Origin of the sequence: Wolbachia endosymbiont (group B) of Sphaerophoria taeniata (assembly GCF_947179355.1) — a bacterium.
In the GTDB taxonomy this organism is placed as follows: Bacteria; Pseudomonadota; Alphaproteobacteria; order Rickettsiales; family Anaplasmataceae; genus Wolbachia.
In genome coordinates this window covers 313,204-325,851 of the sequence record NZ_CAMXAW010000003.1, presented here as the reverse complement: position 1 = coordinate 325,851, position 12,648 = coordinate 313,204, and the positions used below count along the sequence as shown (strand labels likewise).

At 33.1% G+C, this 12,648-nt stretch carries 10 protein-coding genes; all 10 read left to right on the top strand.

Annotation, left to right across the window (positions count from 1 at the left end; genetic code table 11):
- Window positions 1–29 precede the first annotated feature (29 nt).
- The 10 genes from ONG75_RS05445 to ONG75_RS05400 all read left to right on the top strand — a co-directional run bounded on the left by ONG75_RS05445 (window position 30) and on the right by ONG75_RS05400 (window position 12,631).
- Window positions 30–1,277, top strand: coding sequence for a hypothetical protein (locus ONG75_RS05445; protein ID WP_139686622.1), 1,248 nt, complete (start codon window positions 30–32; stop codon window positions 1,275–1,277).
- A gap of 109 nt (window positions 1,278–1,386) precedes the next feature.
- Window positions 1,387–2,688 (top strand): sugar phosphate nucleotidyltransferase, encoded by a 1,302-nt coding sequence (locus tag ONG75_RS05440; RefSeq protein ID WP_264375966.1) that lies wholly within the window; start codon window positions 1,387–1,389, stop codon window positions 2,686–2,688.
- 116 nt (window positions 2,689–2,804) lie between these two features.
- Window positions 2,805–4,034 carry a lipoprotein-releasing ABC transporter permease subunit gene (locus ONG75_RS05435; protein WP_264375965.1) on the top strand — a complete coding sequence of 410 codons (1,230 nt, stop codon included), beginning with the start codon at window positions 2,805–2,807 and terminating at the stop codon, window positions 4,032–4,034.
- Window positions 4,027–4,758 (top strand): hypothetical protein, encoded by a 732-nt coding sequence (locus tag ONG75_RS05430; protein WP_226079284.1) that lies wholly within the window; start codon window positions 4,027–4,029, stop codon window positions 4,756–4,758. Before ONG75_RS05435 ends, ONG75_RS05430 begins: the two co-directional genes overlap by 8 nt.
- Entirely contained in the window at window positions 4,755–5,975 is a 1,221-nt protein-coding gene (locus tag ONG75_RS05425) for a tetratricopeptide repeat protein (protein ID WP_264375964.1), read from the top strand. The genes ONG75_RS05430 and ONG75_RS05425 overlap by 4 nt, the downstream gene beginning before the upstream one ends.
- Before the next feature lie 166 nt (window positions 5,976–6,141).
- The gene (gene atpG / locus ONG75_RS05420; protein ID WP_063630933.1) at window positions 6,142–7,014 is read left to right on the top strand and encodes an ATP synthase F1 subunit gamma; all 873 of its coding nucleotides are present in this window, start codon (window positions 6,142–6,144) and stop codon (window positions 7,012–7,014) included.
- An 18-nt stretch (window positions 7,015–7,032) separates the two neighbouring features.
- Complete coding sequence (locus tag ONG75_RS05415) at window positions 7,033–8,367, top strand: TldD/PmbA family protein (RefSeq protein WP_264375963.1); 1,335 nt, start codon at window positions 7,033–7,035, stop codon at window positions 8,365–8,367.
- Window positions 8,368–8,541: 174 nt separating this feature from the next.
- A complete protein-coding gene (locus ONG75_RS05410; protein ID WP_064085705.1) occupies window positions 8,542–8,793 on the top strand; it encodes a cold-shock protein in 252 nt (83 codons plus the stop codon).
- A gap of 34 nt (window positions 8,794–8,827) precedes the next feature.
- The gene (locus tag ONG75_RS05405; RefSeq protein WP_264375962.1) at window positions 8,828–10,054 is read left to right on the top strand and encodes a DEAD/DEAH box helicase; all 1,227 of its coding nucleotides are present in this window, start codon (window positions 8,828–8,830) and stop codon (window positions 10,052–10,054) included.
- A gap of 297 nt (window positions 10,055–10,351) precedes the next feature.
- Window positions 10,352–12,631: an AAA family ATPase gene (locus ONG75_RS05400; RefSeq protein ID WP_064085706.1), complete on the top strand. Its 2,280-nt coding sequence runs from the start codon at window positions 10,352–10,354 to the stop codon at window positions 12,629–12,631.
- Window positions 12,632–12,648: the final 17 nt, after the last annotated feature.

Here is a 12,648-nt window from a genome sequence, read left to right as displayed (position 1 = left end):
TTGAACTACAGCGATTTTGGTTTAGCAATATGTTAGAGACATTGAAAAAGTGGGGAATAGACCTTACGCTAAAGGTGAAGGATCTATTTAGTTCATCTGAGTCTCAAGTTTATGTCAAAGACCTTAGAAAGGTAATGATATATGAGGATGGACGAAAGTGTCAATATCCAAAAAATTATGATCAGATTGTAGATTCTGGGAGAGTTGTAAAAAAAAATGACAAGCTTGTAAAAGATAAAGACGGAAATCCAGAGTACCAGCTTATATATAATGAATACAAATTTGATCTAGCCTTGGTTAAGGAAATTGATAAAAAATCTTACTTTACTATTGACTTTTTAGTTAGTAAAGGTAGGCGTGAGGTTAATGATTATAGTAAATTTTATAAGCCATTTAAGTTTTCAAAAATAGATCTTGAAAAACACTTGCCGGTCTTTGAGGTTGATACTAAGTTACTTAGATTAACTAATTCTTCTTTTCTTGCTAAAAAAGGTTGCTTCATCAATGATGACACGGGAGAAGTTGATGAGAAAGATAGAGATGAAAAAGGAAGAAATGGAAAATTACTATACGCTAGTGATTACAAGAAGCTAAGCACCCATTTTTCAGAAATTAGAGATCAGGATGGTAATCTAGAGCTAGATAAAAGTCTTATATCTGTTTCTATCGTTTTTGCTACAAGCTTGGCTAAAGTTTGTACTAAATTGTTGACCTCTCTTCCTATAAAGTTAGGGGAGTATTTAATAAGCGAACAAAACCCAATTGCAAAGTCTTTTGGCTATCTTTTGTTCACCCCTGCAATGGCAGTAAAAAATTTAGTGAATATGGGAGCTACCATACTTAAGGCTCCAATTTTATTGTTTGTAGCAAATGAGAAAAAGTATGGTGATGCTTATCTTACTATGTGGAAACACCAATTGAAAGAATGTTGGAAAGAAGTAAAAAGCGACTTTAATGTTGTTACAAATGGGGAAAGGCCAAAGCCGAAGCAGAAGGATCATAAGCCACTTAGCATAGCGGGTACATGGAAAGAGCTTAACGCTAGAAAATCAGATATTGAAAAAAACTTAGAGAAGGGGTTGAGCAAAAATAGTGAAAGTATAGATAAATCTAGAGAACTAGGTGTTGGAGAAAGCTTAAAGGAAAAGTTGCAAAACAAAACTGATGAAAAAGTAGCTGCAGCCGTTAATCAAAAAAGCAACACTCCTCATATTGATAGAGAGATAGAAAGAAGACAAGACTCATCACGAAATGTAGGGACTCCATCACGCTCGTAGTCAACCATCACTTTAAATTACTTTTTACTTTAATCATCTCACAATAAAAACTTGCATGCATTTTGCCGTTAGTATAAGATATTAATCAAATAATTAATATCTTAATTAAATGCGCCCTGTAATACTGTGTGGTGGTAGTGGCAGCAGACTTTGGCCTCTATCTAAGCCAAAGCAATTTCAGAAAATATTTAGTCAGAATACTATGTTTCACAACACTTTGTTGAGGCTAAAAGGCGATTATATGCCACCCATCATTACCACAAATATACAATATGAGTCATTATTGATGCAGGAATTACATGCATTACAGGAATGTAAAGTAGTTTTTGAACCAGTTAAAATTGGGACAGCGGCAGCAATACTAATTGCTGTGCTTCTCTGCGATAGGAACGAGACAATCTTAGTTCTGCCTTCAGACCATTTTATAGGTGATTTGAATAGTTTTTATGTTTCTATTGAGAAAGCGTCTAAGCTAGCCTCTGAAACTGACTCTATAGTCACTTTTGGGATAAAGCCTCATGAATTCAATTCGGAATACGGCTATATAAATGCAGTATATGGTCAGAAAGGGAAATATCACATAGTAAAGAGCTTTATAGAAAAGCCTGAATATGAGCTGGACAATAATCATTATTGGAACTCTGGAATATTTGTGTTTAGAGCAAAACGCTATATAGATGAGATAAAAAAAATTGCTCCGACTCTCTATAATTTATGTTGTGAAAGTATGAAGCATTTTGTACCACGAGAGAGATTTCTGTATTTAGAACAGCAAAATTGTGCAGGAATGGGTGATACATCTATTGATCACCTAGTGATAGAAAAAGCAGAAAATATTGCAATGGTAGAAGCTAATTTTGATTGGATGGATATTGGTACTTGGAGTTCAGTTTTAGAACTGAGTAAGAGATTTAGTGAGAATTTAGTTTCATTTCAGCATGTAACAAAAGGAAGAGAGCCAGTTTTGATGACAGAAAATGATGAAAAGATTTTATTAGGTAGAGTTTATAAACGGCAAAATAAGAGCCTAATGTTGTTCATTAATAAAGTTAAAGAAGCAAAGCCAACAAGGAAAGAGATTAAGCCATGGGGATTTTATAGTGTGATTTTAATGGGTAAGGATTTTCTTATAAAATACCTTTTTATAAATCCACTGAGCTGCACTTCTAAGCAATTTCACCACTATAGAGATGAGTACCATATAATACTATCAGGGGTTGGATGCGTGAGTTTAGATGACAAAACATATGCTATAACAAAAAATCATGTAGTAGAGATTCCAAGGAAGGTGTTTCATAAAATTGAGAATAAAAGTACAAGATTTCCTCTTGAGATAGTTGAGTTTCAGGTAGGAAAGTTTTTATCTGATAATGATATAGTAAGATCGGACGATATATATGGAAGGTCTTAATATAGAATATTGAATATATTCTATAAGCTTGCTAAATTTAGACAACCTAATTTGAGGTAAAGGAAAAATTACAGTTATATGAAGCATAAAAAGTATGATATTTAAATCTTAGTATAATGTCTATTGCCTTTGAATTTACTATGGCTATTCGCTATTTGCGAGCAAAGAATTCTAGATTTTGCTCTATAATGGCCTTGTTTTCTATTATTGGTATTGCTCTTGGAGTTGCAACGCTAATAGTAGTAATGTCTGTAATGAATGGGTTCAGAGCAAAGCTGCTCGACTCTGTACTTGGCATTAATGGCCATATTAATGTTTACTTTGATAGAAGCATAAATTCAGATTACCACGCAGTGTTAAAATCTATTGAGAAAATCCCAGGTGTATTAAAAGCTACTTCTATGACCAATGATCAAGTGATCGTTGCATCAAATGGTGGAATTGTGGGTAGCGTAGTTCGTGGTGTATCAGCTAAAGACTTATTTAATAACACTACCGTTAAGAATAATGTAATTATGGGTAACGTGGAAAAATTCGATGAAGGTATCATAATAGGGGCAAGATTAGCAGAAGCTTTGAATATTGATTATGGTGATAACATTATGCTTATATCAACTGAAGGATTTGACGCACTGTCTGGTGAAATACCAAAAATGAAAGAATATAAAGTTGTAGCAATATTTGATATGGGTATGTTTGAGTACGACAATACCTTGATGTATATGCCCATGAAATCAGCTCAGGCTTTTTTTAATTATAAAGATAGTGTGAGAAATATAGAAGTGTTCATAGACGATATTGCTGCGGCTAATAAGCTAGCAAATGCTATAGTAGAAGAAACAGGAATGAAAGCTGAAAGTTGGCAATCTCAGCAAAGCCATTATGTTAATGCTTTAAAAACTGAAAGAAATGTGATGTTTTTAATTCTTACTTTGATTATAGTTGTGGCAGCATTCAATATTGTTTCAAGTTTGATGATGATAGTGCAAGAAAAGAAATCCGCAATTGCAATTATGCGTACGTTTGGTGCAACAAGTGGAAGCATTATGCGCATATTTTGTGCTTGTGGGCTATTAATTGGTTTTACAGGAACTTGTCTTGGCTCTGTTATAGGAGTTATTTTTTCTCTCAACATTGAAAATATTAGAGTGTTTTTAGAAAACATTACCAACATCAAGCTATTTGATCCTATGATATACTTTTTTTCAAGTTTGCCAGTGATATTAGTTTCTCAAGATGTAGTGAACATTTCTGCACTTGCATTGTTCTTGTCATTTTTAGCAACAATTCCTCCTGCATTGCAGGCAGCTGCACAAGACCCAGCGGAGATATTACGTTATGAATGATACTCGAAAAAAATGCATAGGTTGGTTCTTAATTATATTGTTATTTGTTAGCCATATTGCAATAAATAACATAATATTTTTCAAAATAAATCAGCAAGAAAGTGAAAATAGTATAAATGGTTTAACGGAAAAGATGGATGAACTTAGAGTATTGCTTGAAGTGAATCAATCTAGGGTAGAGAAAAGGATATTTGACTTAAAGAGAAATCTGCACACTCAATGTGAGCAAGGTGATGGTAGTTTAAGGCATAAGAACCTCGCAAAGTTGCTGCTACTTGTGATTAAGATGAAGAATTCGTTATTGCGAGAAGCCAAGTTTGATAATCATATAAATTCAATAAAGCCTTTGATATCAGAGCTTGACGATCCAGAGATAGAAAATGCAGTAAATGAATTGGAAAATTTGAAAGAGGTAGATACTTTACGCGGGTTGAAATTGTCTTTTGAGAAGAACATGACTGTTATTAACTACAATAAAAGTAACTTGTTTAAAAAAATCATTTCAAATTGGATAAAGATAGATGATCGTAGTGATCCACTCAGGTTAAAGCTTGCGGAAATTGAAGAATTAATAAGCGATAATGATTGGCAGAGCATAGCCACCGCAATAAGTGACTTAACATACCCAGAATTCAAACCATGGCTTAATAAATTGAATGATTTTATTGTAGCTTTCAAGAATACTTCAATAATATATCGTCACTTATTACAATACATCTCATGATTTATTTTATAATTTTTGCTTTTTCGTTTTTATTTGGCATATGGATCAAGGTAAGTGGTGAAGTAATAAAATTGGAATTAGGCAATTACACTATAAGTATTGATCTATATTTCGTTATTCTTGCTTGCGTAGTCTTATTATTTTTATTGATTGCAGTTGCACGTTTTTGTTCTTCTATTTCATCAACATTTGCTAACATAAAAAATAGAAGAAGAAGTAGGGAAGAATTGCTTCTCTTTGAAGCTTTCTTTAGCTTAGACTTAGGTAATATAGAGAACACCAATAAGCTAATTAAAAATCTAAATGAAGAAAGTGATAAATTATCTTTAGTAAAGCTCTTTAATTCAGGTAAAACGGGAAATTACAGCTTTTTCAGCCATAATTTAACGAGTATTGCAAGTAAAAATCGCAACTTAGCTCTACTTCTGATAAATAAACTGATTATTCACCTAAAGCAAGAAAGGTTAGTCTTTCAAAAATTTATAGAATATTGCTCTAGTTCAATTAATGATAAAATTTTGTCTATTCCCTTTCAAATAGAGCATTGTATATTGCAAGAAGATTGGATAAATGCAATTTCAAAGTTAAAGGAAGCTATCAAATTCAATATTTTTCTTCCCTTTGATCGTAAAAAGATGTTAGCGGTTTTTTATTGCGCTTTAGCAAAGCAATACGAAAGTAAAGGAAGTTTTTACAAAGCTATAGATTATTTAGCTAAAGCACAAAGTTATTATGCAACTTTTCAGCCCATCAATTATTTAAAGGCAGAATTATATATCAAGCTTGAAAAAATCAGAAAAGCTTCCACAGTATTAGAGGAAGAGTATACAGTAAATCCTACTCCTCAATCAGCTAGAATGTATATCAAGTTAAATAATAAAGGCGCTGAAAGACTATATAACTTACGCCCTGATTATTATTTTAGTTATTGCTTGCTTGCTTTGTCTTCAATTAGCTTAGGGAAATATGATCTTGCAAGTCAGCATTTAGATATTGCTATGAAAAAAGCTAATTACATATCAATCTACCTTGTTATGGTACAGCTCAAGATTATGTTGCAAGAGTATGATCAAGCAATTTATTGGTTAAACAGGATGGACTCAGAAGCTGTGCCTGATCCAGGTTGGAAATGTGCTGATTGTAATAAAGAGCTAAAGCAATGGGATTATAAGTGCTCAAGTTGCAATAGTCTTAATTGTATTTACCTTATATTATAAGACTCCATAAGGTGTGATACTTTTACATCGAGATTGCTTTAATATAATCTTTATCTCAAAACAGTAAATCTGTGAGTTTCTTAGTTAGGTTTGACTCCAATGTCAAAAAAACTTGTTTTTAGACATTACCAGTTATATATTTTAATAAATTAGAATTATATACAAAATGAAGAGCTTAAAGGAATTATCCTTAAGAATTAAAAATATTAAGTCTGTGCAGAAAACCACGAAAATAATGCAAATGGTTTCTGCAGCAAAATTATTACAAAGCCAAAAGAAATTATCAAATTCAAAATTGCATATATCTAAGCTGCATAGCATTATTTCTTCACTAGCGCTATCAGCGGATCAAGAGTTACTAGCAAGAATTCTAAATATCAATAATGAAGATTCTTTCCTAGTATTTATTATTGCATCTGATCGTGGTTTATGTGGCAGCTTTAACTCCTCTGTTGTTAAATTCAGTCAGGAGCATATAAACAAATTAATTGCAAATGATAAGAAAGTAGACATTGTTTTTTTTGGTAAGAAAGCTTTTGAGACAGGCAAAAATAGATTTAATTCTAAAAATATCTTGAAGGTTGAAAATAGTAAGGGAATCACACTAAAGCGTGTGGAAGCCTTGGTTAGTGATATAGATCTAAGTAAATACAATAAAGTTAAGGTTTTTTACAGTAAATTCTATAATACCTTCATGCAAAAGCCAATATTAGAAACAATAAAACCATGGAGTAAAGACTCATTATTAATTGATAATTCTGTAGTTAGTCCTCTAACAGATTACAGCTATGAGTATGAACCACAAAATATTGAGTTTATTTTAAAATCTTTGACTCAAGATTATGTTACAGCTGCTCTTTATTCTGCTTTACTTGAAAGTGCAGCAAGTGAAAATAGTGCTAGGATGGTTGCTATGGAATCAGCAAACAGAAATACAAAAGAAATGCTAAATAAACTAGCATTACTTTATAATCGTTCTCGTCAAGCAGCAATTACAACTGATTTGATTGAAGTTATAGGTGGTGCAGAATCTTTATAGAAACTCAAGGAATGAAAAATGAATATATTAAATATTGCAGCAGATATCACTAAACTAATAAAAAAGCAGAATCAAGACGCAGAAGTTACAATATATGAAACTAATAAGACCTCGGTTTCTCAGCGTCTATCAAAAATTGAACAAATATCACAATCTAGAAACTGTACTGTCGGAATTAGAGCTATAGCAGGTAAGAACAAAGCTGCGTATATTTCCACAAACGATTTGAATAATCTTAGTAGTGCAGTGAGCCAAGTGGTGGAAATGGCAAAGAATGCCCAGGAAGATCCTTATATTAGTTTTGCTGTAGATGGCAGTAATTATATCTCTTCTGCAGATTTAAATATCTCAGATAATAATGTTGTAACAATTGATAAATTAAAAGAAATTACTGAAGCTACAGAAAATTCAGCTCTTGCACATAAAAATATTATTAATTCCGAAGGAGCTTCATCTTCACATACTTCAGTAAATACAGTATTATCAACCGTTTCTGGTTTTGTTGGTTCATTTAGTAAGTCAACTTTTGTTAATCAGGTTTCTGTTGTTGCTGGAGAAAAGAGTGAAATGAAAATAGGCTACGATTACGATGTAGCATGCAACTTCAGTGATTTAAAAACACCGGAGTCAATAGGGAAAGAAGCAGCAAAAAGAGCAATAGATCAATTGGGTTCATGTACAATCAGGACAGGCAAATTTCCGGTTGTTTTTGAAAAAAGAGCAGCAAAAGAGCTAGTAAAGAGCTTTGCTTCTGCCATAAATGGTAGCAATATTGTAAATAATAGCTCTTTTTTGAGAAATAGTTTAAATAATCAAATTTTTAATACTGAGATTAGCATTATTGATGACCCATTGTTACCAAGGGGTATAACATCAAGACCGTTTGACGGGGAAGGAATAATGAGCAGAAGAAATGAATTTGTAAAAAATGGAGTACTGCAAAACTGGATTTTAGATCTATATTCGGCTAGGAAATTAAACTTGGAAACGACCGCAAATGCAACTCGTGCAAGTAATGCTGCAATTATTCCTTCAGCTAGTAATTTCTATTTCAAAAATGGTAATAGATCGTTTAAGGAATTAATTGACGAAGTAAAAGAAGGAATATATGTAACTGATTTATTTGGTTTTGGTGTTAATTTAATCAATGGCGATTATAGTCAAGGTGAATGCGGATTTTTTATAGAAAATGGTAAAATAACGTATCCAATACACGAGATTACTGTTGCCGACAATTTGAAAAATATGTTTAGCAATTTAGTTGTTGCAAATGACCTAACTTTCTGTGGGCAGTTTAATTCACCAACGATTAAAGTTAGCGAAATGACAGTAGCAGGTTCACTTAGTGATTAAAAATTTTAGTTGCATTAAGTACAATAATTGTGTAATATTACTATGTAATGTTAAGAATAGACTATGGAGTATAGAAGTTTAGTTGCAGTAACTAAGCTTAAAGCATTCTAAATCGTAATTTCAAAGTTTTTCATCACATTAATAATATTAGTTAGTAGTTTAGGAGTTATCCATATGGAATTTGGTAATATAAAATGGTTTAATGTTGAAAAAGGCTATGGTTTCATTAAGCCAGAAGGTAAAGGTGAGGACGTTTTTTTACATGTTAGTACATTAGAACGTTCAGGAATAAGACCTGATGCACTTCGAGGAGAGGATAAAAAGGGAGGAATGAAAGGGGAAAGAGTAAGTTATGAGCTTAAAGAAGAGCGTGGTAGGAACGGAGAAAATAAAAAGTCTGCAATAAATTTAAGATTGGAAGATTAGTCTATCGTGAAGCTTTTTAATAGGGTAATGTATTGTGAGTAATTTTCATGAAATGGGGCTTCCAACTTTGCTTAGGCAAGCTCTAAGTAAAAATAATCTTTGTGTTCCAACCCCGATTCAGGTGCAAGCGATTCCTCTAGCTCTTCAGGGCAAAGATATTCTTGGGTCTGCTCAAACGGGAACTGGAAAAACCTTAGCGTTTGCTATTCCACTGGTTGCTAAATTGATGAATGAGCCAAGCATTGGTTCAGCTTTAGTCATCGTGCCAACCAGAGAGCTTGCTCATCAGGTAACAAGTGAGATAAGAAAACTCTTATCTCAAAGTTCTTTACTAAGAGTTGCTTTGTTGATCGGAGGCGAGCCTATTTTTAGGCAGCTAAATCAGCTTCAGAAAAAACCACAAATTATAATAGGTACTCCTGGTCGTATTATAGACCATATTGAGCGTAAAACTTTAGTTACTCGGAATGTTGGTATTCTTGTGCTTGATGAGACGGATCGTATGTTTGATATGGGCTTTGGAATTCAGATTGAAGAAATTATGAAGCATTTGCCTAAAATAAGGCAAAATCTTATGTTTTCTGCAACTCTTCCTGGAGAAATAGTAAAACTTACTGAAAAATATCTTAATCAACCAGAGCGTGTTTCTGTTGATTGCCAGGCTACAACTTCTGTAAAAATTAAACAAGAAGTTGTTTATGCATCAGAATCAGAAAAATATGGCAAGCTTGTTACACAATTATGTCAGCGCAAAGGATCGATCATTATTTTTGTTAAAACAAAGCGAGGAGCGGATCAGCTAGCTGACAAATTGCACAAAGATGACTATAGCGCTTTGGCAATTCATGGTGATTTAAGGCAGCACAAGCGTGAAAGAGTCATTGATTCTTTTCGTCGTGGCCGCAATCAAATCATGGTTGCAACAGATGTTGCTTCTCGCGGCCTTGATATTCCGCACATTCAACATGTTATCAATTATGATGTACCACAATCGCAAGCTGATTATGTTCATCGTATAGGTAGAACTGCACGTGCGGGAGCTGAAGGATTTGCATTATCTTTTGTTACACCTCAAGATAAGAGAAGACTGCCTTCACTAGCAGATAAAGAAGGAGAGCCAAATTTTGATTGTAGTATGCAATCTCAAAAACGTAACAGCAAAAAGATCTTTAAAAGGCCAAGTACGTTAAAGGCTAAATACGGTAGAAAAAAGATCAATGTATTTAAGAAGAAAAGCAGAGTACTAGAAAAAGCGTATTAATGTACTTAACTATTCTTCTATTCTTTAAAAGCTCCAGTAAACTTGCTGCAAAGTGAAGTGATTGGAGGATGGTAGAAAGAATATATAGCTAGCCCAAATTAGATTTACCTACAATTTGATAATCTTAATTCTGCTGCTTATAACGTTTTGAGATTATCACAACGGTATAATGTTAGGCTGTGTGGACTATAATCTGTAGCTTAATTCAATTTGGCTACAACGAGCTGCTAGATTTCAGTTTTTTTAATAATTGTGTGCTACTAATTATATATAAATTTACACTTTTAAAGAGAATAGATGATTTCTAAAAATTTAGAGGCAAGTTTAAATAGAGCGTTACAGATTGCTTCTGATTGTAAGCTTAAATATGCAAAAGTGGAACATTTGTTGCTAGCATTAACCAAAGATGTGGATGTAAATTATGTTTTATCAAGATGTAACATCAGAGCTGGTGAAATCATAAATATAGATAATATTATATTAAGGAATGATCGTGGTAATAATACAAAAGGTTTTTTACAAGACAACTCCGAATTAACTGTCAATAAAGTTGAGCCTGATGTGCTATTTCAACGCATAATACATAAAGCCATGATACGAGCTCATCGTCTGGGAAGAAAAGAAATAAATGGAGCAAGTATTCTATTAGAGATTCTGTCTGAGCAAGATTTATATATTGAAGAGCTATTACGCAAACAGAATGCAAAGGATTCTAATTTGATTTATAACATATCCAATATAAAATATTCAGGTGATATAGAAGAATATGTAACTAATCGCAAGATAAAACTTGATAAGAATAACGATATCTCTACTGTAGCAAATAAAGGTGAATTATTAAAAGATGAAGAAGTTCTACAAAATTATTGTAGAAATTTAAATGATTATGCAAGAAGCAAAAAAATAGATTATGTCATTGGTCGTGATTATGAATTAAATCGCACTATAGAAATCTTGCTAAGACGCAGAAAAAATAACCCTTTATATGTCGGAGAACCAGGTGTTGGTAAAACAACAATAGTTGAAGGCTTGGTATTGAAAATTATTGAAGGTAGTGTTCCGAGTGCACTGAGATCCAGCATAATTTATGCTTTGGATTTAGGATCACTTCTTGCAGGAACACGCTATAGAGGTGACTTCGAAGAGAGAATAAAATCTATAATAAAAGTAATTGAGGCAAAACCTGGCGCTATTCTTTTCATTGATGAAATACACACTATTATTGGAGCAGGTTCAACAAGTGGCAGCTTTCTTGATGCTGGCAATCTGCTCAAACCTGCACTTGCAAGAGGTGCGTTGCGTTGTATAGGTGCAACTACATATAGAGAATATAGCAATAGCTTTGAAAAGGATAAAGCATTAGCAAGGAGGTTTCAAAAAATTAATGTAAAAGAGTCTTCTATTAATGATACAGTAAAGATACTAGATGGTATAAAGCATTACTATGAAAGGTATCATGGGGTATATTACACGAAACATGCCATTAAATCTGCAGCTGAACTTTCACACAAGTATATTACTGGGCGAATATTACCTGATAAAGCAGTTGATGTTATAGATGAAGCAGGGGCGTATTGTAAGTTACAAAAAAACAGGCGAAAAATTATAAACAGTAGAGATATTAAGAATACTATCACTAGGATTACAAACGTACCTTGCGAGCTTGATGATGTGCAAAGAGTAAAATCTTTGAAAGAAAATCTCAAGAAAGCCATTTTTGGTCAAGAGCAAGCGATAGAGTCTCTTGTTAATTCTATTAAAATTGCTAAATCTGGTCTAAGAAGTTACAGTAAACCCTTGGCAAATTATCTTTTTGCAGGACCAACTGGCGTAGGTAAGACTGAGCTTGCAAAGAAATTAGCACAGAATATGGGTATGAACCTTATACGATTTGATATGTCCGAGTATATGGAACCTCACACAATATCTAGAATGATTGGTTCCCCTCCTGGATATGTGGGTTACGACCAAGGTGGATTGCTTACAGAATCTGTATCTAACAATCAATATAGTGTGGTACTTCTTGATGAAATTGAGAAAGCTCATAGTGATATTTACAATATATTACTACAAGTCATGGATTATGGTTATGTTACAGATACTTACGGGCGTAAAGTTAATTTTTCCAATACAATTTTAATTATGACAACCAATGCAGGTGCATTTGAGCGTAGCAAAAGTTCTATTGGCTTTGGGTATAAGGACTTTAATATTGGTGATAGCGAAAAAGCAGTAGAACGGATTTTTAGCCCTGAATTTCGTAATCGCTTGGATGCAGTCATTTCTTTTTCTGACCTCAATTTAGATGTCATTTTGTATATTGTGGATAAATTTGTTCAAGAATTGAAAAAGCAACTTATGCAAAAGGGCATAAGTTGCTCAGTCGAAGAGGAAGTAAAGTTTTATCTTGCACAAACTGGCTACAGCAAAGAAATGGGAGCACGTCCGATAGAGAGGTTGATTGAAAAAGAGATAAAAAGTCATTTGGCTGAAGAAATGCTGAATCGTCAATTAATCAAAGGAAAGAAATTAAGGATTTATATGGATAAACAAGAAATTGCTTTTGATATAGTTTAAATTCTTGCTTGAGTATT